Below are 25,300 nucleotides of genomic sequence, written 5' to 3'. Positions count from 1 at the left end.
CCCGCCAGCGAATGTAAAAATTTCTCCAATCAATCTGGAGACCGAACATGCCGTACCTGGAAGCCGTACCTACCTCGCCCACCCGCTTTGATGCCTGGAATGCCGGCAACGCCCATTGCCGCGTTCACTACCAATTGTTGGCGGAAGCCGAGCCGGATCTGCTGTGCCGCGCGCTCAATCTGTTCGCCTTGCAGTGCTTGACGCCGGAACAGGTCAACGTGCAGCGCCAGGAAGATCTGCTGGCGATCGATATCGTCATCGATGGATTGAGCTGGCATCGCGCCCAGGTGATTGCGGAAAAACTTCGAAACCTGATCAGCGTTTGCTCGGTCGAGCTGCAAAGCGCTGATTCGGCCTGGGTTGAAGCGGCTCAGGCTGCCGGCTGAAATCAATCGACACGGCTTCGTCGGGTAGTGGCCCAACGGCCTGCAGGGTCACGACTATCCTTTGCGCTCTGTCGTTCAAAGGAGCCCGCATGTCCGTACAAATCGCCTTGCAGGACCGCTGGCTGGATCTCAATGATGTTCTGCGTGAACTGGTCGCCCAGGGCTTCGTCAGCCAGGACTCGGCGGAACAGGCGCTCAACGCCCGACGCCGTCACGCCGCCCATGGGCAGATGCACCCGCTGGAGTTCATCGCCAGCCAACACCTGGACGACCTCAGCCGTCCCGGCAAGCACCTCGACCTTGAAAGCCTGACCCTGTGGCTGTCCCAGCAGGCCGGCCAGCCTTACCTGCGGATCGATCCGCTGAAAATCAACGTCGCGGCCGTGACGCCGCTGATGTCCTACGCCTTCGCCCAACGCCACAAGATCCTCGCGGTGTCGGTCGATCTTGACGCGGTGACGATCGCCAGCGCCCAGCCTTACGTCACCGCCTGGGAAGCGGACCTGACCCATGTGCTGAAGCTGCCGATCAAGCGCGTGGTGGCCAACCCGGTAGACATCCAGCGTTTCAGCGTGGAGTTCTTCCGCCTGGCCAAATCGGTCACCGGCGCGAGCAATGGCGAACAGCAGGTAAACACCCTGGGCAACTTCGAACAGTTGCTCAACCTCGGCGCCAGCGATCAGGAGCCCGATGCCAACGACGCCCACATCGTCAATATCGTCGACTGGCTGTTCCAGTACGCCTTCCAGCAACGCGCCAGCGATATCCACATCGAGCCCCGGCGCGAACAGGGCACGGTGCGCTTTCGTATCGACGGCGTGCTGCACAACGTCTACCAATTCCCGCCGCAGGTGACCATGGCCATCGTCAGTCGCCTGAAAAGCCTCGGGCGAATGAACGTCGCAGAGAAACGCAAACCCCAGGACGGCCGGGTGAAAACCAAGACCCCGGAGGGCGGCGAAGTCGAGTTGCGGCTCTCGACCCTGCCCACGGCCTTCGGCGAAAAAATGGTCATGCGGATCTTTGACCCGGAGGTGCTGCTCAAGGATTTCGATCAGCTGGGTTTTTCCACCGACGACCTGCGGCGCTGGCAGGACATGACCCGCCAGCCCAATGGCATCATCCTGGTCACCGGCCCCACCGGCTCGGGCAAGACCACCACGCTCTACACCACCTTGAAAAAGCTGGCGACGCCGCAGGTCAACCTCTGCACCATCGAAGACCCGATCGAAATGGTCGAGCCGGCGTTCAACCAGATGCAGGTCCAGCACAACATCGACCTGACCTTCGCCGCCGGCGTCCGAGCGCTGATGCGACAAGACCCGGACATCATCATGATCGGCGAGATCCGCGACCTGGAAACTGCCGAGATGGCTATCCAGGCTGCGCTTACCGGGCATTTGGTGCTGTCGACGCTGCACACCAACGATGCGCCCAGCGCCATCAGCCGCCTGCTGGAACTCGGCGTACCGCATTACCTGATCAAGGCCACCGTGCTCGGCGTCATGGCCCAGCGCCTGGTGCGTACCCTCTGCCCTCACTGCAAGGCCCCGCAAGCCTTGGCCGAAGAAGACTGGCAAACCCTGACCCGGCCCTGGCAAGCACCGTTGCCTGGCAACGCCCAACGCGCCATTGGCTGCCTTGAGTGCCGCGATACCGGTTATCACGGCCGCGCCGGGGTGTACGAAATCATGCAGCTGAGCGACGGCCTCAAGGCGCTGATCAATCCCGACACCGACTTGCTGGCGGTGCGACGTCAGGCGTTCAAGGAAGGCATGCGCAGCCTGCGATTGTCGGGCGCACAGAAAGTGGCGGCGGGCTTGACCACGATCGAGGAGGTGTTGCGGGTGACGCCGCAGAGCGAGCAGAAGTAGCTGGGCCGATAGGGAACTCGATTGGGGGCAGACAATCCAACACCGCAGTTAACCAGTGGAGTCACCCCTTATGCGTCTCAAACTTGCTGTCGCTACCATCGCCCTGTTGTCCCTGCCTGTCGGTTCGGCGATGGCCGATAGCTTTTGGCGTAACGTCATTTCTTCCGGTGCGACCACCGGTTCGACCTACCTGACGTTCAAGGATCACAAGTTGATCGTTGCCGCCCAGGACGATGCCGGTAGCTTTGTCGCCAGTGACGGCGGCATCCGTGGCCCGTACCTGGAAGCGGCGATGCAGAAAGTCCGCGCTGACAATCCGGGGTTGCAGGCTACGGATATGGAACTGGCGAATGCGATCCTGGCGAAGAATGCCGTGGCTTCGGAATAAGCTTAGCCTGAACAAAAATGCCGCTCCCATGAGCGGCATTTTTATGTACGACGCAAAACCCTCTGTAGGAGCTGGCTTGCCAGCGAAGGTGGATCAGACACATTGATGTCGACTGACACTCCATCGCTGGCAAGCCAGCTCCTACAGGGGGCGTGTGGGTTTCAGCGGTACTCGTCCAGCGGCACACAGGCGCAAAACAGGTTGCGGTCCCCGTAGACATTGTCCACCCGATTCACCACCGGCCAATACTTGTGCGCCTTGGTGTGCGCATCCGGTGTGACCGCCTGCTCGATGCTGTAGGGCCGTTCCCACACGCCAGTAATGTCCGCCAGCGTGTGCGGCGCACGTTTCAACGGGTTGTCCTCGGCCGGCCAGTTGCCGTTCTGCACCTCGGTAATTTCCGCGCGGATGCTCAGCATCGCCCCGATGAAGCGGTCCAGTTCTGCCTTCGATTCACTTTCGGTGGGCTCGACCATCAACGTCCCCGGCACCGGGAACGACATGGTTGGCGCATGGAAGCCATAGTCCATCAGGCGCTTGGCCACGTCCTCTTCGCTGATACCGGTCAGCGCCTTGAGCGGCCGTAGATCAAGGATGCATTCGTGGGCCACCCGCTCGTTACGGCCGGTGTAGAGAACCGGAAACGCGCCGGACAGGTGCCGCGCCAGGTAATTGGCCGCCAGGATCGCCACTTCGCTGGCGTCGGCCAGCTGGGGTCCCATCATGGCGATGTACATCCAGCTGATCGGCAGGATACTTGCACTACCCCAAGGCGCGGCACTGACGGCGCCGTTCTGCGGTAGCGGCCCGTCGATCGGCACCACCGGGTGGTTGGCCACGAACGGTGCCAGGTGCGCGCGCACGCCAATCGGCCCCATGCCCGGCCCACCGCCGCCATGGGGGATGCAGAAGGTTTTGTGCAGGTTCATGTGTGACACATCGGCGCCAATGTCCGCCGGGCGCGCGAGGCCGACCTGGGCGTTGAGGTTGGCGCCGTCCATGTACACCTGGCCGCCGTGGCTGTGGATAACTTCACAGATTTCGCTGATGCCTTCCTCGTACACGCCGTGGGTCGAGGGATAAGTCGCCATCAGGCAGGCGAGTTTATCCCCGGCCTGGGCGGCTTTGTCTTTCAGGTCATCGAGATCGACGTTGCCCGCCTCGTCGCACTCTACAATTACCACGCGCATCCCGGCCATTTGCGCCGAGGCCGGGTTGGTGCCATGGGCCGACGAAGGAATCAGGCAGATATCCCGCCCGCCCTGTTGACGGCTCTCGTGGTATTTGCGGATCGCCAGCAACCCGGCGTACTCGCCCTGGGCCCCGGAGTTGGGCTGCATGCAGATCGCATCGAAACCGGTGATCGCGCAGAGCCAGCGCTCCAGTTCTTCGATCATCAGGGCATACCCGGCCGCCTGCTCTTTGGGCGCGAACGGGTGCAGGTTGGCGAACTGCGGCCAGGTAATCGGGATCATTTCGCTGGTGGCATTGAGCTTCATGGTGCAAGAGCCCAGCGGGATCATCGATTGATTGAGCGCCAGATCCTTGTTTTCCAGTTGCTTGAGGTAGCGCAGCATCTCGGTTTCGCTGTGGTGGGCGTTGAACACCGGGTGGCGCAGATAGGGCGAGGTTCGCCTGAGTGTGTCGGGAATGCCGCCAACCAGGGTTTCAGCGTCCAGTTCCTCGACGTTGAGCCCATGATCGGCACCCAGGAACACATCGAACAGTTTCGCCACGGTGCTTTCGTCAGAGGTTTCGTCGAGGCTCAGCGCCAATTGCCCACGCCCTAGAATGCGCAGGTTGATCTGCGCGGCCTGGGCGCTTTCGAGGATCGCGGTCTGGGTGCCACCGACTTCCAGGGTCAAGGTATCGAAGAAATGTTGGTTGAGGCGGGTTATACCCTTGCGCTCAAGGCCGGCAGCAAGGATGCAGGTCAACCGGTGCACGCGCTGGGCAATCCGTTTCAGTCCCTCTGGGCCGTGATAAACCGCGTAGAAGCTGGCGATATTGGCCAGTAGCACCTGCGCGGTACAGATGTTCGAGTTGGCCTTTTCACGACGAATATGCTGCTCGCGGGTTTGCAGCGCCATGCGCAGGGCAACGTTGCTGCGGGCGTCTTTCGACACGCCGATGATGCGTCCGGGAATCGCCCGCTTGTACTCGTCACGGCTGGCAAAAAACGCCGCGTGAGGGCCACCGTAGCCCATGGGCACACCGAAACGCTGGGACGAGCCGAACACCACGTCGGCGCCCAGTTCCCCCGGTGGGGTCAGCAACAGCAGGCTCAACAGATCGGTGGCGACACACGCCAGCGCCTGCTGGGCATGCAATTGATCGATCAACGGACGCAGGTCACTAATCTCGCCGTGAGTGTCGGGGTATTGCAGCAGCGCACCGAACACCTGGTGCTGTTTCAAGTTATCCACAGCGTCGACGATCAGCTCGAAGCCGAAACCTTCGGCTCGGGTCTGCACCACGGAAATGGTCTGTGGATGGCAGTTTTCGTCGACAAAGAACAAATTGCTTTTCGACTTGGCGACCCGCTTGGCCAAGGCCATGGCTTCCGCCGCCGCGGTGGCTTCATCCAGCAGAGAAGCATTAGCCAGTTCAAGCCCTGTGAGGTCGATGGTCAATTGTTGGAAATTCAGCAGGGCTTCGAGCCGGCCCTGGGCGATTTCCGGTTGATAGGGTGTGTACGCGGTGTACCAGCCGGGGTTTTCCAGGACGTTGCGCAGAATGACGGCGGGCGTCAGCGTGCCGTGATAGCCCATACCGATCAGGCTGGTCCAGACCTGGTTCTGTTCTGCGTAACCGCGCAGCTTGGCCAGCGCGGCTTCTTCGTCGAGGGCCGGCGGAAGGTCGAGTGGCCGGTTGAGGCGGATGCCGGGCGGTACCGTCTGCTCGATCAGCTCGACCCGGCTGCCGAGGCCGAGGCTGTCGAGCATCGCCTGTTGCTCGGCGGCATCAGGCCCGAGGTGGCGGCGAAGAAAGGCATTGGGGTCGCGTAACTGGCTCAGGGACGGCAACTGGGACATGACGGGCTCTCTCTTGACTGGCGCTCAGCGTCGATGCAACACGGTCAAACCAGCATAGCAGTCCCCCTGTAGGAGCGAGCTTGCTCGCGAGGAACCTGAGAACTCCGCGGGGTGTCGGGCTTCCAACGTTATCGTTGACGTCCATCGCGAGCGAGCTCGCTCCTACAGGGCGTACAAAAAAGCCCCGACAGGTCGGGGCTTTGGGGTAACGCTGAAGGCTTATTCGCCGATGGCGGCCTTGTAGCCAGCGGCATCGAGCAGCTTGTCCAGGTCAGCCGCGTTGCTTGGCTTGATCTTGAAGATCCACGCGCCGTACGGGTCGGAGTTGAGCAACTCCGGGGTTGCGCTCAGCTCTTCGTTGATCGCAATGACTTCACCGGCAACCGGGGAATAGATATCGGAAGCGGCCTTAACCGATTCCACCACACCGGATTGATCACCAGCTGCGAAAGTTGTTCCGACTTCGGTCAGTTCAACGAACACCACATCACCCAGCGCTTCCTGCGCGTGATCGCTGATGCCCACGGTGACGGTGCCATCGGCTTCCAGGCGAGCCCATTCGTGACTTTCGGCAAAACGCAGGTCGGCAGGGATATCGCTCATGTTCTGTGTCCTCAGGAAAATGATCGGCGGTCAAGGTCCGCCGGAAAAGGTTAGATCAAGGTTTTGCCATGGCGGACGAAGGTCGGCTTGACCACTCGGACCGGGTACCACTTGCCACGGATTTCCACTTCTGCGCGGTCGGCCGTAGCCGTTGGCACCCGCGCCAGTGCAATCGACTTGCTAAGCGTAGGAGAGAAACTACCACTGGTGATCTCTCCTTCGCCAACATCGGCGATGCGGACCACTTGATGAGCGCGCAAAACTCCGCGTTCTTCAAGGACCAGACCGACCAGTTTGTGTTGTACGCCACCGCTGCGCTCGGCTTCCAGCGCCTTTCGGCCGATGAACTGGCGAGCGGCCGGTTCCCAAGCGATGCTCCAGGCCATGTTGGAGGCCAGCGGGGAAACGTCCTGGTGAATGTCCTGGCCGTACAGGTTCATGCCCGCCTCGACCCGAAGGGTGTCACGCGCGCCCAGGCCAATGGGGGAAATGCCCGCCCCCACCAGATCGTTGAAGAATCCCGGCGCCTGGTCGGCCGGCAATATGATTTCCAGGCCGTCTTCACCGGTGTAGCCGGTGCGGGCGATGAACCAGTCACCGTCGGGTCGGCCTTCGAACGGCTTGAGTTGCTGGATCAATGTGCCGCGAGCCTGGCTCACCAACTCGGCAATCTTTTGCCGGGCATGGGGCCCCTGGATGGCCAGCATTGCCAGTTCGGCGCGCTCGTTGAGCTGTACATCGAACCCGTCGAGATGCGCCTGCATCCATGCCAGGTCCTGATCGCGGGTGGAGGCGTTGACCACCAGGCGGTAACCGCTTTCGAGGCGATAGACGATCATGTCGTCGACGATACCGCCGCGCTCATTGAGCATGGTGCTGTACAACGCGGAACCGGGTTTGTGCAGGCGTTCGACGTCGTTGGCCAGTAAATGCTGAAGCCATGCCTTGGCCTGGGGGCCGTCGACATCGATCACGGTCATGTGGGATACATCAAAAACACCGCAATCGCGGCGCACCTGATGATGCTCCTCGACCTGGGATCCGTAATGCAGAGGCATATCCCAACCGCCAAAATCGACCATCTTCGCGCCAAGGGCGAGATGAAGGTCATACAGAGGCGTACGCTGTCCCATGGGTTTCTCCTTCCGGGCGTGGCGAAGGTGCGGGCGAGTGATGCGGCTTGCGGGAGCCTTGAAATAAAAGGCTTCCAGCCGTTTTCACTACCTTGTCTGTCAGACGGACCGCACCGAATGCCGCGCATTGTAGCCGCATGGTGTAGGACTGGCACCTAGCTGTTTCGATGCGCCGAACGACGTATCAATCCGATGACCGGTAGCAGCCCGACCAAAACCAGAGTCAATGCCGGTAAAGAAGCCCTCGCCCACTCGCCTTCACTGGTCATTTCGAAGATCCGCACCGCCAGCGTATCCCAGCCAAACGGGCGCATCAGCAGGGTCGCGGGCATTTCCTTGAGCACATCGACGAACACCAGCAAGGCTGCACTCAACGAACCGGGCAGCAGCAACGGCAGATACACTTTGAAAAACAGTCGCGGGCCACTGACACCCAGGCTACGTGCCGCTTCGGGCAAAGATGGCCGTATTCGCGCCAGACTGCTTTCCAGCGGTCCGTAAGCCACGGCGATGAAGCGCACCAGATAGGCCAGCAGCAACGCCAGCAGGCTGCCCAGCAGCAAGGGTTTGCCGGCTCCACCGAGCCAGCCGGAGAGTGGGATTACCAGTTCGCGATCCAGGTAACTGAACGCCAGCATGATCGACACCGCCAGCACCGAACCGGGCAAGGCGTAGCCAAGATTGGCCAGGCTGACCCCGGCGCGGATCCCCTGGGTGGGCGCCAGCCGCCGGGCAAACGCCAATACCAGGGCGACACTGACGGTGATCAACGCAGCCATCGTCCCCAGGTACAAGGTGTGGAGGATCAGGGCGGTGTAACGCTCATCCAGGTCCAGGCGCCCGCGCTGCCAGAACCACACCACCAGTTGCAGCATCGGAATGACAAAGGCGCAGGCGAACACCAGCGCGCACCAGCCCGTCGCCAACAGCGCCTTGAACCCGCGCAGGTGGTACAACGCCTTGACCCGCGGCCGTTCGTTGCTCGCCCGGTTGGCGCCGCGGGCACGCCGCTCGCCGTACAGCACGAGCATCACCACCAGCAGCAATAGGCTGGCCAGTTGCGCGGCGCTGGAGAGGCTGAAAAACCCGTACCAGGTCTTGTAGATAGCGGTAGTGAAGGTGTCGAAGTTGAACACCGACACGGCGCCGAAATCCGCCAGGGTCTCCATGAGCGCCAAGGCGACGCCAGCGCCGATGGCGGGGCGCGCCATGGGCATGGCAACGCGCCAGAACGCCTGCCATGGGGATTGGCCAAGCACCCGCGCCGCCTCCATCAGGCCCTTGCCCTGAGCCAAAAAAGCGGTGCGGGCCAGCAGGTAAACATAGGGATAGAAGACCAGCACCAGGACCAGGATCACCCCGCCCGTGGAGCGCACGCGCGGCAAACGCAGGCCAGTGCCGAACCACTCACGCAGCAGGGTCTGCACGGGACCGGCAAAATCCAGCAGCCCGACAAAGACGAACGCCAGCACGTAGGCCGGAATCGCAAAGGGCAGCATCAGTGCCCAGTCCAGCCAACGCCGACCGGGGAATTCACAGAGGCTGGTGAGCCAGGCCAGGCTCACCCCCAGGATCGTCACGCCCACTCCGACACCGAGAACCAGGGTCAGGGTGTTGCCCAGCAGGCGCGGCATCTGGGTTTCCCAGAGGTGGGACCAGATTTGCTGGTCGATGGTTTGCCAGGACAGCAGCAGGACGCTGAGGGGCAGCAGGACCAGCGCAGCGATGGCGAAGACCAGGGGATACCAGCGGCGTTGGGCGGGGTGGGCCAAGGGTTGGGTCTCGCAAAATCATGAATTGTAGGGAAAACGCAAAAAGATCGCAGCCTTCGGCAGCTCCTACAGGGGGCCTGTGTAGGAGTTGCCGGAGGCTGCGATCTTTTGCTTTTAAAACCGGGGCGTCAGTTCCAGCCAGCCCGGTCCATCATGCGAATCGCTTCAGCCTGGCGCTTGCCGGCGACTTCCACCGGCAGGGTGTCGGCGACGAACTTGCCCCATGCCGCGACTTCGGCGGAGGGCTGCACGGTCGGGTTGGCCGGGAATTCCTGGTTCACGTCGGCGAAGATCTTCTGCGCCTCAGGCGTGGTCATCCACTCCACCAGGGCCTTGGCCGCTTCCGGGTGCGGCGCATGCTTGATCAGGCCGATACCCGACAGGTTGACGTGCACGCCGCGATCCGCCTGGTTCGGCCAGAACAGTTTCACCGGCAGGTCCGGCTTCTGTTTGTGCAGGCGGCCGTAGTAGTAGGTGTTGACGATGCCGACGTCGCACTGGCCGGCATTGATGGCCTCGAGCACTGCCACGTCGTCGGAGAACACGTCCGTGGACAGGTTGTTTACCCAGCCCTTGAGGATCTTCTCGGTTTTCTCGGCGCCGTGCACTTCGATCATGGTCGCGGTCAGGGATTGGTTGTAGACCTTCTTCGCCGTGCGCAGGCACAGGCGACCTTCCCAGTTCTTGTCGGCCAGCGCTTCGTAGGTGGTCAGTTCGCCCGGTTTCACCCGGTCGGTGGAATAGGCGATGGTCCGCGCCCGCAGGCTCAGGCCGGTCCAGGCATGGGAGGCCGCACGGTATTGCAGCGGAATGTTGCTATCGATGGTTTTCGAGGTGAATGGCTGGAGAATGCCCATCTGCTCGGCTTGCCAGAGGTTGCCAGCATCGACGGTCAGCAGCAGGTCGGCAGGGGTGTTTTCGCCTTCGGCCTTGATCCGCTGCATCAGCGGCGCTTCCTTGTCGGTGATGAACTTCACCTTGACCCCGGTTTTCGCGGTGTAGGCATCGAAGACCGGCTTGATCAATTCGTCGATGCGCGAGGAGTAGACCACCACCTCGTCAGCGGCCTGGGCGGCGGTGCTGCCGATCAGAGTCAGGGCCAGTGCGGTCAGTAGACGCTTCGGTGCCAACATGGGAGCGGTCTCTCGATTGAAAAAGTGAGGGCAAATGATAAGGACTCACATTTGCCTTCTCAATCGAACAGTTTGCGCAGGAGTTACCAGATGTTGCACAACCAGAAATCATTGGCGAATGTGCCGACGCCTTCGCGAGCAAGCCCGCTCCCACATTGGAATGCATTTCAAATGTGGGAGCGGGCTTGCTCGCGAAGAGGCCATTGGCCTAGCCGCAAATCTCAGGCCTTGGCGAGGGCCGGCAGGTCGCCGATCAAGCCCAACGCCTCTCGCACGAACAACGCCTTGGCCTCGGGCATCCGGTCGACCATCTTCAACCCGGTGTTACGCAACCAGCGCACCGGCAATGGGTCAGCCTGGAACAGCCGTTCGAAGCCTTCCATCGCCGCCATCAGCGCCAGGTTATGCGGCATGCGCCGACGTTCGTAACGACTCAACACCTTCACATCCGCCAGGCGCTCGCCACGCGAGCTTGCCTGCAACAGGACTTCGGCCAGCACCGCCGCATCGAGGAAGCCGAGGTTCACGCCCTGCCCGGCCAACGGGTGGATGGTGTGCGCCGCGTCTCCGATCAGGGCCAGGCCCTCGGCTACATAACGCTTGGCATGGCGCTGACGCAGTGGCACACACAGACGCGGGTCGGCACTGAGCACGCTGCCGAGCCGGCCTTCGAAGGCCCGCTCCAGCGCACGACAGAAACCCTCGTCATCCAGCGCCATCAAGTGCTCGGCTTCGCCCGGAGTGGTCGACCAGACGATCGAGCACCAGTCCTGCTGACCGTCACGCTCCAGGGGCAGGAACGCCAGCGGGCCATTGTCGGTAAACCGCTGCCAGGCGGTCGCCTGATGAGGCTTGGAGCTGCGCACACTGGTGACGATGGCGTGGTGCAGGTAGTCCCACTCCCGCGTGGCGACACCGGTCAGGCGCCGCACCGCCGAGTTGGCGCCATCCGCCGCGATCACCAGGGGCGCGCGCAAGGTACGGCCATCGGCCAGGGTCAGCAGCCAGTCGTCGCCGGAGCGGCGCATTTGCTCCAGGCGTGCATTGGCCAGCATGCCCAAATCACAGTCGTGCAATCGGTCGAGCAAGGCGTCCTGGACCACTCGGTTCTCGACGATATGGCCCAGCACTTCGGCATGCACGCTGGTCGCGGAAAAATGGATTTGCCCGGTGCCGCTGCCATCCCAGACCTGCATTTCGCTGTAGGGACTGCTGCGCCGGCTGGTTATGCCATCCCAGACACCCAGGCGTTCGAGAATTCGCTGACTGGCAATGGACAATGCACTCACCCGCGGCTCGAACGGCGCCTGCGGGTCATAGGGTTTGACGCTCAACGGGCTGCCATCGAGCAGCAGGACTTGCAGCCCGCTGTCCTGCAACGCCAGCGCCAGGGCGCTGCCGACCATTCCGGCCCCGACAATCAGCAGATCTGCGCGCATTTCCATGCTTTAAGCCTGTCTCGCTTGCGGCTTGAGCCGCACGTAAAGGGTTTTTCCGACACGCGCCACCAGGTTGCCGGCGCCGTCATGAATATCGACCTGCAATTGCGGCAGGTACTTTTTGCCATCCGCCGTCTGCCGGCGGATCTCGTCGAGCAAGGTGTCGTCGATGTTGAAACGGGCGAACACCGGACCTTTGCCCGGCGCGATGAAATCGATGTCGGCGGCCTTGTCCCAGACGATGTACTCGCGACCGAGGTTTTCCATCAACATCAGCATGAAGAACGGATCGACCATCGAATACAGGCTGCCGCCGAACTGCGTGCCGACGTAATTGCGGTTGTACCAGCCCAGGCCCATGGACACCTGGACGTCACGAAAGTCATCGCTGATGTGCCGTATCCGAACCCCAGCGCCAAGGTATGGCGGGTAGAAGTTCATGAACCGGCACATCAGGCGGGCCTTGCCAAACCGGCGGGTCAGCCACTTAAACATCAGGACGGGTACCCAGGCCCATGGCTTGCCGGGCGAACCAGCGCTTGGCCGGCGGCAGCAGGTCAAGACCGAGCAGGCCCAGGTTGCGACCCAGCGACACCAGGGGCTGAGTGCTGCCGAACAGGCGCGTGACCTGGTCGGAGAAGCCCACGGTGAGGTTCTGGTCCAGTCGCTGGCGCTCGCGGTAGTCCTGCAAGGTGGCGAAGTCCCCGGGCAGCTGTTCGCTGGCGAGCAGCGCATCGGCCAGCGCCTGGGCATCGCGCAGGGACAGGTTGAAGCCCTGGCCGGCAATCGGGTGCAGGCTGTGGGCCGCATTGCCGAGCACCACCAGGTGCGAGCGCACCTGCTCTTCGGCCTCCACCAGCGCCAGCGGATACAAGTGCCGCACACCGACTTGCTTTAACGTGCCCAGGCGATAACCGAACACCCCCTGCAGTTCGCCCAGGAAGCTGCGCTCATCAAGGGCAGCCAGGCGTTGCGCATCCATGCCCAGACGTGTCCAGACCAGCGCGCAGCGGTTGTCCGGCAACGGCAGCAACGCCATCGGGCCGTCGTCGGTAAAGCGTTCGAACGCCATGCCGTCATGGGTTTCGCTCGGGGTAATGTTGGCGATAAGCGCACTCTGGTTGTACGGGCGCTTTCTGATGCCGATGCCCAGTTGCTCGCGCAGGCCGGAACGGCCGCCATCGGCGAGCACTGCCAGATCGCAATCGAGCATGGTTTCGTCATTCAGGGTCAGGCGGTAGCCGTCGGTGAGCGGCTCCATGCGCGTGACTTCCGCCGGGCAACGCCAGCTGATCACGTCCTTGTCCAGGCCCTGCCACAGGCAATGGCCGAGCCAGGCGTTTTCCACCACATAACCCAGCGCCGGAACGCCCTCCTCCATCGCCGACAGTCGCGCCGTGGAAAAACGCCCTCGGTCAGACACGTGGATCTGCTTGATCGGCTCGGCGCGGCGGGAGATTTCCTGCCAGGCGCCCAAGCGCTGGTAAATCTGTCGCGCACCGAAGGACAACGCCGTGGAACGCGCGTCGTAACTGGGTTGATAGGCGTCACCGGGGGCAAACGGTTCGATCAGCACGATCTTCCAGCCACGGGCTTTGGCACCGGCCTGCAAGGCCAACGCCAGACTGGCGCCGACCAGGCCGCCACCGATAATCGCCAGGTTGAATCGACTCATGCCGCTTGTGTCCGTGCTTGCGCCATCAGGGCCTCGATTTCGGCGACCGTTTTTGGCACGCCTTTGGTCAGGATTTCACAGCCGGCTTTGGTGACCACGACGTCGTCCTCGATGCGCACGCCAATGCCGCGCCATTTCTTCGCCACGCTCTGGTTGTCTGGAGCGATATAGATCCCCGGTTCCACGGTCAGCGCCATGCCGACTTCCAGCACGCGCCATTCGCCGCCGACCTTGTACTCGCCGACGTCATGCACATCCATGCCCAGCCAATGGCCGGCACGGTGCATGTAAAACGCCTTGTGGGCTTCGCTGGCGATCAGTTCGTCGACGTTGCCTTGCAGCAAGCCCAACTCGACCAGACCCGCAGTGATGACTCGGACCGTGGCTTCGTGCGCCTGATTCCAGTGCTTGTTCGGGGCGATTTCGGCAAACGCCGCTTCCTGGGCCGCCAGCACCAACTCGTAGATCGCTTTCTGTTCCACCGAATACTTGCCGTTGACCGGCCAGGTACGGGTGATGTCGCTGGCGTAGCAGTCGATTTCGCACCCGGCGTCGATCAACACCAGATCACCATCCTTGAGCAGCGCGTCATTCTGCTGGTAGTGCAGGATGCAGCTGTTGCGCCCTGCCGCGACGATCGAGCCGTAGGCCGGCATCTTCGCCCCGCCCTTGCGGAACTCGTAATCGAGCTCGGCCTCCAGGCTGAATTCATGCAACCCGACGCGGCTGGCCTGCATCGCGCGCACGTGCGCCTGGGCGGAAATCCGCGCGGCTTCGCGCATCACTTTCACTTCTGCCGCCGATTTATACAGGCGCATGTCGTGCAGCAGATGATCCAGGGCTACGTATTCGTTCGGCGGCTGGGCGCCGAGGTGGGCCTTGGAGCGGATCACGTTGATCCAGTCCATCAGGTGCCGGTCGAACTCAGGGTTGCTGCCCATGGCCGAATACACCCGGTCACGGCCTTCGATCAGGCCGGGCAGGATGTCGTCGATATCGGTGATCGGGAAGGCGTCGTCGGCACCGAAGTCGCGAATCGCACCCTCTTGCCCGGCGCGCAGGCCGTCCCACAACTCGCGCTCGGCATTGCGCTCACGGCAGAACAGGATGTATTCGCCGTGCACACGGCCCGGCATCAGGACCAGTACGGCCTGGGGCTCGGGAAAACCGCTGAGGTACTGGAAGTCGCTGTCCTGACGGTAGACGTGCTCGACATCGCGGTTGCGGATGGCCACCGCGGCGGCGGGCAGGATGGCGATGCTGTTGGGTTCCATCTGCGCCATCAGGGCCTTGCGGCGACGGCTGTATTCCGATTTAGGGATATGAATCATGGGCAGATGGCGTTCCCTGGCTTTTTGATCAGTGCAGCGACGGCTTGGCGGCAGTCGCCACGTCTTTCTTGGTTTCGGAGAACAGCAGCAACGGCGCAATGCGCACGTACTCCATGACTTCCATATAGTCGCTTTCGCCGTCGTCGGACTCTTCCAGTGCTTCTTGCACCTGGGAAATGGCGGCCAGGTCCTGCAACACTTCGGTGGCCTCTGTGCTCAGCATGCTGCTGTCGCGGCAGTTCAGGCCGAAACCACTGAGGAAGCCCTGGCACCACTGGCCCAGAGCCGCAGCACGCTCAGCGAGCGGGGCATCGTCGGTCGGCAGCAACAGGACCACGGTCACGTCGTCGCCGGTGAGCTCGCCCTTGACCATTTCCTGCAGGCCGAGCAAGGCGCTGCGAACGTTGTCCTGAGGCTCGATTTCGAGCAGTTCGGCGGCGTCGATCAGCCAGCCTTCGGCCTCGAAGCCGGCGCCGGCGCAGCTGCGGCCGAGCAACAGGCCGTGCAGTTCGGCAGGCGAGACGTTATGACCGCTGGAAGTCAGCAGAGTGGCGAAGGCTTGGTACGGGGAATTCTGAATGGTCATGGGCAGCTAGGCGCCAGACGGCGCTATGTCTAGAATGAAGGCCTTGTATCCTACATCGACTCCTCTGTAGGAGCGAGCTTGCTCGCGATGGTCGTCAACGATAACGTTGAGTACCTGACACCCCACGTAGCGATCTCTGGTTCTTCGCGAGCAAGCTCGCTCCTACAGGTCCATCACCCATCAGACAGTGAAGACAATGGAAGACACCGACCTGCAAGCGCTGATGGCCAGACTCGAACTGCTGATTACCCGAGTCGAGCAACTAAAGAGCCAAAATGGACTCTTACTAGCTCAGGAAAAGACCTGGCGCGAGGAACGCGCGCACCTCATTGAAAAAAACGAAATCGCCCGGCGTAAGGTCGAATCGATGATTTCGCGCCTCAAGGCCCTGGAGCAAGACTCATGAGTTCAAGCAATAGCGTCACTGTGCAGATCCTCGACAAAGAATATTCGATCATCTGCCCCCAGGAAGAACGCAGCAACCTGGTGAGCGCCGCCCGCTACCTGGACGGCAAGATGCGCGAAATCCGCAGCAGCGGCAAAGTCATCGGCGCCGATCGCATCGCCGTGATGGCCGCGCTGAACATCACGCACGACCTGCTGCACAAGGAAGAGCGACCGGACATCCAGGCCAGCGGTTCGACCCGCGAACAGGTGCGCGACCTGCTCGACCGTGTCGATCTGGTGCTCGCCACTGATCCGGATGTCACCAAAGGCTGATTCGTGTCACCGCTTGCGGTATACTCTGATCACTCCCTGGGGTGCTTGCCAGTTGGCGATGTCCCTGAGCCGATTTGCTATACCCTGGAGGTTGCACGTTGGGCTGGTGTGCATGTCCGCTAGACGGAAAGCCTGAAAGCCTACTGCATCTTCCACCTTGAACTTTCGGGTTCAAGGGCTAAGTCGACAGCGGTACATCCGGGGAGCCTGATTCCAGTTCGATGCCGGTTTAAATACCGGCATCGGCGTTTTTACGGGTACGTGTTCCGTAACCGTATTGCCGAAGCCCGAATTCATGACCGAACCTGCGCTGCTCCCTCGCCCGCAACTTCGACGCATGCTGCGCAAGGCCCGCCGCGCACTGACACCCAGTCAGCAACGCCTGGCGGCTCGCGGGCTGTACAAGCAATTGGCCCAGCAACCGCTGTTCCGCCGCGCCAGACACATTTCTCTTTATCTGCCCACCGACGGTGAAATCGATCCGCGCCTGTTGTTGCGTGCGGCTCAACGTCGGGGCAAGGCCACCTATCTACCGGTGCTCAGCGCCTGGCCGCGAACCAAGATGGTGTTCCAGCGTATTCGCCCCGGCGAAAAACTCAGGCTCAATCGATTCCGTATTCTCGAACCCAGGCACAACCTCACCCGGCAACGTAAAGTCTGGGCGCTGGATCTGGTGCTGCTGCCATTGGTGGGGTTCGACGATGTCGGCGGACGCCTGGGCATGGGCGGCGGCTTCTATGATCGAAGCCTGGCTTACCTTGCGCGCCGCAAAAACTGGCGCAAGCCGACGTTGCTGGGGCTGGCCCATGAATGTCAGAAGGTCGAACGACTGGCTCAAGCGAGCTGGGATGTGCCGTTACAGGGAACGGTGACGGACAAGGCCTGGTATTACGCAGGCTAGACGCCACCGGGTTCAGCGGCGTCGAAAAGCGCGGATCAGCGTTTGAAGGCTGTCGACTGTTGCTGCAATGGCGAGATTTCGACTGGTGCATCGTTCTTGTTGACCCACAAGCTTTGGGCATAGCCAGTGGTCACGACGCCGAGGCCGAACAAAATAACCAAAATCCATAGTAAATCCGGTTTGCGTTTCATCGATTGCCCCCCAAAGGCATATCAACACGATGACAGCAGCGGTTTCCGTTTGTAGGCCGTGCAGCAGCGTCAAGCTTGAAAGGCCGGCATTTTGCGACAACGTGAACCGCCACGCAAATGCTGGCGTCAACCGACTGTCGGTTTGTCATAAAATTGCCCGACAACCTCTCCACCCACTTCGCAAGGAGCCAGAACCATGGCCTATTGGCTGATGAAATCCGAGCCCGACGAGCTCTCGATCAAAGACTTGGAGAAGCTTGGCAAAGCGCGCTGGGACGGGGTTCGCAACTATCAGGCGCGTAATTTTTTGCGGGCCATGGCGGTGGGGGACGAATTCTTTTTCTATCATTCAAGCTGCCCGGAGCCGGGGATAGCCGGGATCGGCAAGATTGTCGAAGCCGCGTATCCGGACCCAACGGCGCTGGAACCTGAAAGCCACTACTACGACCCAAAGGCCACGGCGGATAAAAACGCCTGGAGCGCGATTGATGTCGCGCATGTCGAGACGTTTTCCAGGGTATTGAAACTGGATTACCTGAAGCAGCAGACGGCGTTGGCCGAAATGCCGCTGGTGCAGAAGGGCTCGCGACTGTCGGTGATGCCGGTTACGGCAGAGCAGTGGGCGGCGGTGATTGCACTCAAGCCGTAATATTTGCATCGACTCTGCGAATGTCTTCGCTGGCAAGCCAGCGAAGAGGCCCGTAAAGGCGCTGCAAAACTTATTGGATGATGAGGTTGTTGAACAACAGATCCTCAACCACCGGCTTGCCCGTTTCATCATTCATGATCTGCTGGGTTTGCTTCAAGGCTTCCTGGCGCAGCTTTTCCTTGGCCTCGACATTGTTCATCGTCTCGGTGGACTGCTGGGCAAACAACGCCACCAGTTGATTGCGGATCAGCGGTTCGTTGGCCTTCACCGCCTTTGCGGCCTCGTCACCGGTCACACGCAAGGCCACATCAGCCTTGTAGACCTTGAGCTTAGGCGTGCCATCCAGCCCGTAGTTGCCCACGAACGGCGGGCTCAAGGTGACGTAATTGACCTTCGGCGCCACCTCTTCCTTGGCTTCTTCGGCCACTGCTGCCACAGGCAGAGACAGGGCCAGCAACAACATGATCCACGCTTTCACAATTCGCTCCTTATCCGGTTTGCGGCCCAGCATAACCACCCGCCACGCCAACACAAGCTTATGGCTGACTATCAGGCCCGGGCATGCTCGTTGACCCGTCGACCCACACACCTACACTTATCGGCCATCACTCCAAAAGGAATAGCCCTGATGAAAGCCGTGCTGTGCAAAGCCTTCGGTCCTGCCGAATCGCTGGTGCTGGAAGACGTCGCCAGTCCTGTCGCGAAGAAGAACGAAATCCTGCTGGAGGTGCACGCCGCCGGGGTGAACTTCCCCGACACGCTGATCATCGAGGGCAAGTACCAGTTCAAGCCGCCCTTCCCTTTTTCCCCGGGCGGTGAAGCCGCCGGCATCGTCAGCGAAGTGGGCGAAAAGGTCAGCCACCTGAAAGTCGGCGACCGGGTCATGGCCCTGACCGGCTGGGGCAGTTTTGCCGAACAGGTCGCGGTGCCGGGCTACAACGTGTTGCCGATCCCGCCCTCCATGGACTTCAACACCGCCGCCGCCTTCAGCATGACCTATGGCACCTCGATGCACGCCCTCAAGCAGCGCGGCAACCTGCAACCCGGCGAAACCCTGCTGGTACTGGGCGCCTCCGGCGGTGTCGGCCTGGCGGCAGTGGAAATCGGCAAGGCCATGGGCGCCCGGGTGATCGCCGCGGCCAGCAGCGCAGAAAAACTCGCCGTGGCCAAGGCTGCGGGCGCCGATGAACTGATCAACTACAGCGAAACCAGCCTCAAGGACGAAATCAAGCGCCTGACCGATGGCCAGGGTGCCGACGTGATCTACGACCCGGTAGGTGGCGACCTGTTCGACCAGGCCATCCGCGCCATCGCCTGGAACGGCCGCCTGCTGGTGGTCGGTTTCGCCAGCGGACGCATTCCCGAACTGCCGGTGAACCTCGCGCTGCTCAAGGGCGCGGCAGTGCTGGGCGTGTTCTGGGGATCGTTCGCCCAACGTCAACCGCAAGATAACGCCGCTAACTTCCAGCAGTTGTTCGGTTGGTACAGTGAAGGCAAGTTGAAGCCGCTGGTATCGCAGGTGTATCCGCTGAGCAATGCGGCCCAAGCCATCAATGATCTTGGCCAGCGCAAGGCGGTTGGGAAGGTGGTGGTGCAGGTTCGTTAAGCCTGCAAGCGGTCTGGACTTCGATAAACGTAGTTCAGACCGTATTTTTCCAGTTCAATTGCTAAAGCAACTTTCGAATACCCTGCGGCAAATACCGCACGTACCTGGAAACAGGATTGCTGCGGCACTGCCTGACGATGATTGGCACCTTGCGGTTCATCTGGGCGATCAGTTCAAGGCGCCGTTCGTTCGACAACATGGCTTTGGAAAACGCTTTCGTGAGATATGCGCGGGTGTAGTAGAACGCCGCGGCATCAGTCCACTTGTGCTCTGGCGTATCGACAAGGGCGTTATTGAGATCACGACATCGCAGTTCGTTGAGCCACTTGTTGGAATCGATCGAAAGTTCCCAATCGTATCCAAACACCATCGGCGCAATCATGTCCTGTTCGGCAGGTATACCGCCATCGACGGTCCAGGGCTTGAACCGCCACTGTGCAATCGCAACCCTCGTTGCTTCGGCCAGATCCGGGTGATCGCTTTGCACAATCCTCACCTTGTTTACTGAACCATCTGCCTTGACCGTGAAACCGACCCGGACAGTACCGACGATCCCGGCCCTCTGCAGTGCCAGCGGATAGATCGGTTTGGGATTGTTTTCCGGTATCACAAAAAACTCTTCAGCCCGGATTTCGCCCGATACCAGTAGGATCAACATCAACGCAAACCACCGCATACCCCCCTCCCTCTTGATGCAAATGCCAGGTCCTGGCCGCAACAAAAAGGCTACACACCGACGACCTCAAGCTGAAGGTCGCGGCTTCCGGTAAAGGCGCAGGACATTTCCCAAAGTACTGCCTTCCTCCCATCAGACTCGCCGCTGAAATAGGAATGCGGTAACAATTCCTACGGCCCGGTGATGCTTATGGCAGTCGCTTGATCATCCTTTGATTTACAGCGCCTGAGCCGCGCCTCCAGATTCCGGTCTGGCATGGCGTGGCTACGCAGGGCGTGAGCGGTCTGTTCGACATAGTCGCGAGTGGTGCCGTAACGCCCGCAAGCGTTTTCGAACACGTGGCTCAGCACGTGATCCGGCAGGTTGCCGGCATAGCTGGGCAGGTGCCGCTCCAGAACGAATCCCAATGCCTGAACCTGGCTGCCGTCTTCGAGTCGGCAGTTGAGCCAGTGCGGGCGATAGGACGGGAATGGCATTTCTCTTTTCCACAGCGCATACAGCGAAGCGTCCAGTTGCTCCTCCGGCAAGCGGTAGGCGAACCCGCTGCAGGAGCCGCCGCGATCCAGGCCAAAGACCAGGCCGGGCATTTCCGGCGTGCCGCGATGTTCGTGGGACCACAGGTACAAACCGCGATGGTAGCCATGTACGCGACCACGAACCCGCTCGACCGCCGTGCACTCCGGACGCCAGATCAGCGACCCGTAGGCGAACAGCCATACCGGACCGCCCTTGTGGCGCGCCATGGTCGATTGCATCGAGCTGAGCAATTGTTCGTGCGTGAGCTGCGGCCCCAGATCGAGCTGCGGTGGGTAAGCCAGGTTCAAGATCGAAGATTCAATGGCGCTCATGGCGAATAGCGTTCAGCTCCCCGCGAGTAAAGAGTTACTTAATAGAACGCACCGCTGTAACAATAAGGCACATATGTTTTTCAAAGCAATTCAAGTGCCATGGCACGGTTGTTAATTAATTACCTGAACACAATATAACCTACCGGCATTTATGTGATTTTATAAATACCGATAAGCTATATATGGGGTTATAACCTGTAGGAGCGAGCTTGCTCGCGATGGACTCAAGAGCGCCGCGGGCATCCTGACTACCCGCGTAATCGTTAACGACCATCGCGAGCAAGCTCGCTCCTACAGTGTGGTGGAACAGAATCAGGATCGAGGGGCGTATGCGAACACGTCGGCGCGCATCTGGTGGGCGTCCATTCCTGCCTCGACCAGCGCGTCCAAGGTGCCGTAGACCATGGCTGGCGAGCCACTGGCATAGACATGCAGGGCCTTGAGATCGGGAAAGTCTTCGCAGACCGCTTCATGCAACATGCCGCAGCGCCCCTGCCAGCCGCATTGGTCGCTGACGACTTTATGCAGGAACAGATTAGGCAGTTTCAGCCACTCATCCCAGTGTTCGATTTCATAAAAGTCTTCAGGACGACGCACGCCCCAATACAGATGCACCGGGTGCTTGAAACCTTGGGAACGGCAATGTTCGATCAGGCCATGGACCTGGCCCATGCCCGTACCGGCGGCGATCAGCACCAACGGACCGTCCGGCAACTCGGCCAGGTGCGCATCACCGAACGGCATGTCGATACGCACCATCGTGTTGCGTTGCAGTTGTTCGATCAGGTTGAGCGCACTGGCTTCGCGCGCCAGCACGTGGATTTCCAGGTCTCGCCCGCCGGAGGGCGCCGAGGCCAGGGAGAAGGAGGATTTCTCGCCGTTGTCGCGATGGATCATCAAGTACTGGCCCGCGTGATAACGCGGCGGCTTGCCAGCAGGAGCCCGCAGCCGCACCCGCCAGGTATCGCCCCCGACCTCGGTGCAACTGGTGACCTGACACGACAGACTGCGCACCGGCAATTCTCCCAGCGCGAGCACGCCATCCCACAGCACGATGCAGTCTTCCAGCGGCTCTGCTATGCAAGTGTAGAACTCGCCATGGTCTCGCACGAGACCAGCCTGCTCGACGCTTCCTTCCACCAATAACGCGGCGCACACATGGCAGTTACCGTTGCGACAGCTTTGCGGGCATTCATAGCCCAGACGGCGTGCGCCATCGAGAATCCGCTCGCCGGGCAAGATATCCAGTACTGCGCCGGAGGGCTGCAAGGTTACACGCATCAATCTATTCCTAACTGATTCCAGATGGCATCGATCCGCTGGGTCACAGCGTCGTCCTTGACGATTACACGGCCCCACTCGCGCGTGGTTTCACCCGGCCATTTATGCGTGGCATCGAGCCCCATCTTCGAACCCAGGCCGGAAACCGGCGAGGCGAAATCCAGGTAGTCGATCGGTGTGTTCTCGATCATCACCGTGTCGCGCTTGGGGTCCATGCGCGTGGTGATGGCCCAGATCACGTCGTTCCAGTCGCGTGCGTTGATATCGTCGTCGGTGACGATAACGAACTTGGTGTACATGAACTGTCGCAAAAACGACCAGACACCGAGCATTACCCGCTTGGCATGCCCCGGGTACGACTTCTTCATGGTCACGACGGCCATGCGGTACGAACAGCCTTCGGGCGGCAGGTAGAAATCGGTGATCTCCGGGAACTGCTTCTGCAGGATCGGCACGAACACTTCGTTCAGCGCCACACCCAGGATTGCCGGCTCATCCGGTGGACGGCCAGTGTAGGTGCTGTGGTAGATCGGCTTGATCCGGTGGGTCATGCGCTCGACGGTGAACACCGGGAAACTGTCGACTTCGTTGTAGTAACCGGTGTGGTCGCCGTACGGCCCTTCATCGGCCATCTCGCCCGGATGAATCACGCCTTCGAGGATGATCTCGGCGGTGGCCGGCACTTGCAGGTCGTTGCCGCGGCACTTGACCAGTTCGGTCCGGTTGCCGCGCAGCAGGCCGGCAAAGGCGTATTCGGAAAGGCTGTCAGGCACCGGGGTCACGGCGCCGAGGATGGTCGCCGGGTCAGCACCCAGCGCCACGGCCACCGGGAACGGCTGGCCAGGGTGTTTTTCGCACCATTCACGGTAATCCAGCGCGCCGCCACGGTGGCTCAGCCAACGCATGATGACCTTGTTGCGGCCAATCACTTGCTGACGGTAGATGCCTAGGTTCTGCCGGTCCTTGTTCGGACCCTTGGTGACCGTCAGGCCCCAGGTGATCAGCGGGGCGACATCGCCCGGCCAGCAGGTCTGCACCGGCAAGCTCGACAGGTCGACATCGTCGCCTTCGATGACCACTTCCTGGCAAATCGCGTCTTTGACGACCTTGGGCGCCATCGAGATGATCTTGCGGAAGATCGGCAGCTTGGACCAGGCGTCTTTCAGCCCCTTCGGCGGCTCGGGCTCCTTGAGGAACGCCAGCAACTTGCCGATTTCCCGCAGCTCGCTGACCGCTTCGGCGCCCATGCCCAACGCTACGCGCTCGGGGGTACCGAACAGGTTGCCGAGCACGGGAATGTCAAAACCGGTAGGTTTTTCGAAGAGCAGGGCCGGGCCCTTGGCGCGCAAGGTGCGATCGCACACCTCGGTCATTTCGAGCACTGGGGACACCGGAACCTGGATGCGCTTGAGTTCGCCGCGCTGTTCCAGGCCGCTGATAAAGTCGCGCAAGTCGCGATACTGCATGCGTGAGCCTCGTGTTGGCCGTGGCGTTCGGGGGTGGCAGTTTAGCGCCGAACCCCTCTATTCAGAACCACGAACTGGCGGTTCATCAAAAATCAGATAGCAAAAAGCCGGGTTTCCCCGGCTTCTTGGCCCGTTCGACTTACTTGCGTTTCATCGACAGGAAGAACTCATCGTTGGTCTTGGTCGTTTTCAGCTTGTCGACCAGGAATTCGATGGCAGCGACTTCATCCATCGGATGCAGCAGCTTGCGCAGGATCCACATGCGCTGCAGCTCGTCGTCGGCAGTCAGCAACTCTTCGCGGCGAGTACCGGAACGGTTGATGTTGATGGCCGGGAACACGCGCTTTTCAGCGATGCGACGATCCAGAGGCAGCTCCATGTTGCCGGTGCCTTTGAATTCCTCGTAGATCACTTCGTCCATCTTCGAGCCGGTTTCAACCAGCGCGGTGGCGATGATGGTCAGCGAGCCGCCTTCTTCGATGTTCCGCGCAGCACCGAAGAAACGCTTCGGCTTCTCCAGGGCGTGGGCATCGACACCACCGGTCAGTACCTTGCCAGAGCTCGGGATCACGGTGTTGTAGGCACGGGCCAGACGGGTGATGGAGTCGAGCAGGATCACCACGTCCTTCTTGTGTTCGACCAGGCGCTTGGCCTTCTCGATCACCATTTCGGCAACCTGCACGTGGCGGGTTGGCGGCTCGTCGAACGTCGAGGCAACCACTTCGCCGCGCACGGTGCGCTGCATTTCGGTTACTTCTTCCGGACGTTCGTCGATCAGCAGCACGATCAGATGAACTTCAGGATTGTTACGGGCGATGTTCGCGGCGATGTTCTGCAGCATGATCGTCTTACCGGCTTTCGGCGGTGCAACGATCAGACCGCGCTGGCCTTTACCGATCGGGGCGCACAGGTCGATGACTCGACCGGTCAAGTCTTCGGTGGAACCGTTACCGGCTTCCATCTTCATGCGCACGGTCGGGAACAGCGGGGTCAGGTTCTCGAAGAGAATCTTGTTTTTCGCGTTTTCCGGACGGTCGAAGTTGATCGTGTCGACCTTGAGCAGCGCGAAATAACGCTCGCCTTCCTTCGGAGGGCGGATCTTGCCAACGATGGTGTCACCGGTGCGCAAGTTGAAGCGACGGATCTGGCTCGGCGAGACGTAGATATCGTCTGGGCCGGCGAGATAGGAGGCGTCTGCAGAGCGGAGGAAGCCGAAGCCGTCCTGGAGAATCTCCAGCACGCCATCACCGGAGATTTCCTCGCCGCTTTTCGCGTGCTTTTTCAGCAGGGAGAAAATCACGTCCTGCTTGCGCGAACGGGCCATATTTTCTATGCCCATCTGTTCGGCCAATTCGAGCAGTTCGGTAATCGGCTTTTGCTTGAGTTCAGTCAGATTCATATAGGAATGACGTAATCATTTATGGAGGGGGGAAATTAAGCTTTTGGCTTAATGAGGCCGCGCCGCGGAGAAGGCGACAGGATCGCGTACTTATTCGAAAAGGAGAGCGTCGGCGACGGCTAGCAGGGGGCACTGGAGAAACCAGCGCGGGGCCGAATGTAACACCTGAGTTTCGGAGCGTCTAGCCCTGCACAACGAAAAAAGCCCC

25 protein-coding genes and 1 other RNA gene are annotated in these 25,300 nt (G+C 60.9%); 9 read left to right on the top strand and 17 right to left on the bottom strand.

Annotated elements, in window-relative coordinates:
- The first annotated feature begins 47 nt into the window (after positions 1-47).
- From ACYP2Q_RS10230 to ACYP2Q_RS10220, 3 genes are all read left to right on the top strand, one after another.
- Positions 48-386 (top strand): hypothetical protein, encoded by a 339-nt coding sequence (locus ACYP2Q_RS10230; RefSeq protein WP_459730343.1) that lies wholly within the window; start codon positions 48-50, stop codon positions 384-386.
- Positions 387-475: 89 nt separating this feature from the next.
- Positions 476-2,260 (top strand): GspE/PulE family protein, encoded by a 1,785-nt coding sequence (locus ACYP2Q_RS10225; protein WP_459730342.1) that lies wholly within the window; start codon positions 476-478, stop codon positions 2,258-2,260.
- A 70-nt stretch (positions 2,261-2,330) separates the two neighbouring features.
- The gene (locus ACYP2Q_RS10220; protein WP_010466645.1) at positions 2,331-2,648 is read left to right on the top strand and encodes a DUF2388 domain-containing protein; all 318 of its coding nucleotides are present in this window, start codon (positions 2,331-2,333) and stop codon (positions 2,646-2,648) included.
- A gap of 161 nt (positions 2,649-2,809) precedes the next feature.
- On the opposite strand, the gene gcvP is transcribed toward ACYP2Q_RS10220, so the two are convergent.
- The 10 genes from gcvP to ACYP2Q_RS10170 form a co-directional block, all read right to left on the bottom strand.
- A complete protein-coding gene (gene gcvP / locus ACYP2Q_RS10215; RefSeq protein WP_459730341.1) occupies positions 2,810-5,683 on the bottom strand; it encodes an aminomethyl-transferring glycine dehydrogenase in 2,874 nt (957 codons plus the stop codon).
- 219 nt (positions 5,684-5,902) lie between these two features.
- On the bottom strand, positions 5,903-6,286 hold the full coding sequence (gcvH, locus tag ACYP2Q_RS10210; RefSeq protein WP_459730340.1) for a glycine cleavage system protein GcvH: 384 nt from the start codon (positions 6,284-6,286) through the stop codon (positions 5,903-5,905).
- Between the two features lie 50 nt (positions 6,287-6,336).
- Positions 6,337-7,419, bottom strand: a complete 1,083-nt coding sequence (gene gcvT, locus ACYP2Q_RS10205) for a glycine cleavage system aminomethyltransferase GcvT (protein ID WP_459730339.1) — start codon at positions 7,417-7,419, stop codon at positions 6,337-6,339.
- Between the two features lie 155 nt (positions 7,420-7,574).
- A complete protein-coding gene (locus ACYP2Q_RS10200) occupies positions 7,575-9,191 on the bottom strand; it encodes an ABC transporter permease (RefSeq protein WP_459730338.1) in 1,617 nt (538 codons plus the stop codon).
- Between the two features lie 128 nt (positions 9,192-9,319).
- The gene (locus tag ACYP2Q_RS10195) at positions 9,320-10,324 is read right to left on the bottom strand and encodes an extracellular solute-binding protein (RefSeq protein WP_459730337.1); all 1,005 of its coding nucleotides are present in this window, start codon (positions 10,322-10,324) and stop codon (positions 9,320-9,322) included.
- Positions 10,325-10,545: 221 nt separating this feature from the next.
- Positions 10,546-11,763: a 2-octaprenyl-3-methyl-6-methoxy-1,4-benzoquinol hydroxylase gene (locus tag ACYP2Q_RS10190; RefSeq protein ID WP_459730625.1), complete on the bottom strand. Its 1,218-nt coding sequence runs from the start codon at positions 11,761-11,763 to the stop codon at positions 10,546-10,548.
- Positions 11,764-11,772: 9 nt separating this feature from the next.
- Positions 11,773-12,258 (bottom strand): DUF4442 domain-containing protein, encoded by a 486-nt coding sequence (locus ACYP2Q_RS10185; protein ID WP_459730336.1) that lies wholly within the window; start codon positions 12,256-12,258, stop codon positions 11,773-11,775.
- Positions 12,251-13,438, bottom strand: coding sequence for a 2-octaprenyl-6-methoxyphenyl hydroxylase (gene ubiH, locus ACYP2Q_RS10180; protein ID WP_459730335.1), 1,188 nt, complete (start codon positions 13,436-13,438; stop codon positions 12,251-12,253). Before ubiH ends, ACYP2Q_RS10185 begins: the two co-directional genes overlap by 8 nt.
- Positions 13,435-14,769 (bottom strand): Xaa-Pro aminopeptidase, encoded by a 1,335-nt coding sequence (pepP, locus tag ACYP2Q_RS10175; RefSeq protein ID WP_459730334.1) that lies wholly within the window; start codon positions 14,767-14,769, stop codon positions 13,435-13,437. The genes ubiH and pepP overlap by 4 nt, the downstream gene beginning before the upstream one ends.
- 28 nt (positions 14,770-14,797) lie before the next feature.
- Complete coding sequence (locus ACYP2Q_RS10170) at positions 14,798-15,355, bottom strand: YecA/YgfB family protein (RefSeq protein ID WP_459730333.1); 558 nt, start codon at positions 15,353-15,355, stop codon at positions 14,798-14,800.
- Between the two features lie 196 nt (positions 15,356-15,551).
- Here ACYP2Q_RS10170 and ACYP2Q_RS10165 point away from each other — a divergent pair, with 196 nt between their 5' ends.
- From ACYP2Q_RS10165 to ACYP2Q_RS10150, 4 genes are all read left to right on the top strand, one after another.
- Positions 15,552-15,761, top strand: a complete 210-nt coding sequence (locus ACYP2Q_RS10165; protein ID WP_007982902.1) for a TIGR02449 family protein — start codon at positions 15,552-15,554, stop codon at positions 15,759-15,761.
- Entirely contained in the window at positions 15,758-16,075 is a 318-nt protein-coding gene (locus ACYP2Q_RS10160) for a cell division protein ZapA (RefSeq protein WP_008055229.1), read from the top strand. The genes ACYP2Q_RS10165 and ACYP2Q_RS10160 overlap by 4 nt, the downstream gene beginning before the upstream one ends.
- Positions 16,076-16,105: 30 nt before the next feature.
- Positions 16,106-16,284: non-coding RNA, 6S RNA (ssrS, locus tag ACYP2Q_RS10155), on the top strand.
- Positions 16,285-16,370: 86 nt separating this feature from the next.
- Positions 16,371-16,976 carry a 5-formyltetrahydrofolate cyclo-ligase gene (locus tag ACYP2Q_RS10150; RefSeq protein ID WP_459730332.1) on the top strand — a complete coding sequence of 202 codons (606 nt, stop codon included), beginning with the start codon at positions 16,371-16,373 and terminating at the stop codon, positions 16,974-16,976.
- Between the two features lie 35 nt (positions 16,977-17,011).
- On the opposite strand, the gene ACYP2Q_RS10145 is transcribed toward ACYP2Q_RS10150, so the two are convergent.
- Positions 17,012-17,167 carry a hypothetical protein gene (locus tag ACYP2Q_RS10145; protein WP_459730331.1) on the bottom strand — a complete coding sequence of 52 codons (156 nt, stop codon included), beginning with the start codon at positions 17,165-17,167 and terminating at the stop codon, positions 17,012-17,014.
- 196 nt (positions 17,168-17,363) lie between these two features.
- Here ACYP2Q_RS10145 and ACYP2Q_RS10140 point away from each other — a divergent pair, with 196 nt between their 5' ends.
- The gene (locus ACYP2Q_RS10140; RefSeq protein ID WP_459730330.1) at positions 17,364-17,816 is read left to right on the top strand and encodes an EVE domain-containing protein; all 453 of its coding nucleotides are present in this window, start codon (positions 17,364-17,366) and stop codon (positions 17,814-17,816) included.
- A gap of 70 nt (positions 17,817-17,886) precedes the next feature.
- On the opposite strand, the gene ACYP2Q_RS10135 is transcribed toward ACYP2Q_RS10140, so the two are convergent.
- Positions 17,887-18,294: a flagellar basal body-associated protein FliL gene (locus ACYP2Q_RS10135; protein WP_046818724.1), complete on the bottom strand. Its 408-nt coding sequence runs from the start codon at positions 18,292-18,294 to the stop codon at positions 17,887-17,889.
- Between the two features lie 150 nt (positions 18,295-18,444).
- Here ACYP2Q_RS10135 and ACYP2Q_RS10130 point away from each other — a divergent pair, with 150 nt between their 5' ends.
- Positions 18,445-19,422, top strand: a complete 978-nt coding sequence (locus ACYP2Q_RS10130; RefSeq protein ID WP_459730329.1) for an NADPH:quinone oxidoreductase family protein — start codon at positions 18,445-18,447, stop codon at positions 19,420-19,422.
- A 61-nt stretch (positions 19,423-19,483) separates the two neighbouring features.
- Here the strand turns inward: ACYP2Q_RS10130 and ACYP2Q_RS10125 are convergent, their stop codons facing one another.
- The 5 genes from ACYP2Q_RS10125 to rho all read right to left on the bottom strand — a co-directional run bounded on the left by ACYP2Q_RS10125 (position 19,484) and on the right by rho (position 25,092).
- Positions 19,484-20,098 (bottom strand): energy transducer TonB, encoded by a 615-nt coding sequence (locus tag ACYP2Q_RS10125; RefSeq protein ID WP_459730328.1) that lies wholly within the window; start codon positions 20,096-20,098, stop codon positions 19,484-19,486.
- Between the two features lie 170 nt (positions 20,099-20,268).
- Positions 20,269-20,946, bottom strand: a complete 678-nt coding sequence (locus ACYP2Q_RS10120) for a gamma-glutamylcyclotransferase (RefSeq protein ID WP_459730327.1) — start codon at positions 20,944-20,946, stop codon at positions 20,269-20,271.
- A 312-nt stretch (positions 20,947-21,258) separates the two neighbouring features.
- On the bottom strand, positions 21,259-22,227 hold the full coding sequence (locus tag ACYP2Q_RS10115) for a CDP-6-deoxy-delta-3,4-glucoseen reductase (RefSeq protein WP_459730326.1): 969 nt from the start codon (positions 22,225-22,227) through the stop codon (positions 21,259-21,261).
- The gene (gene ubiD / locus ACYP2Q_RS10110) at positions 22,227-23,693 is read right to left on the bottom strand and encodes a 4-hydroxy-3-polyprenylbenzoate decarboxylase (protein ID WP_459730325.1); all 1,467 of its coding nucleotides are present in this window, start codon (positions 23,691-23,693) and stop codon (positions 22,227-22,229) included. The genes ACYP2Q_RS10115 and ubiD overlap by 1 nt, the downstream gene beginning before the upstream one ends.
- Before the next feature lie 139 nt (positions 23,694-23,832).
- The gene (gene rho, locus ACYP2Q_RS10105) at positions 23,833-25,092 is read right to left on the bottom strand and encodes a transcription termination factor Rho (RefSeq protein WP_003206716.1); all 1,260 of its coding nucleotides are present in this window, start codon (positions 25,090-25,092) and stop codon (positions 23,833-23,835) included.
- Positions 25,093-25,300 lie beyond the last annotated feature (208 nt).

The sequence above is a fragment of the Pseudomonas sp. MHK4 genome (genome assembly GCF_054600775.1).
Note: the sequence above shows the minus strand (reverse complement) of the source record. Positions and strands in the feature narration are given on the sequence as shown.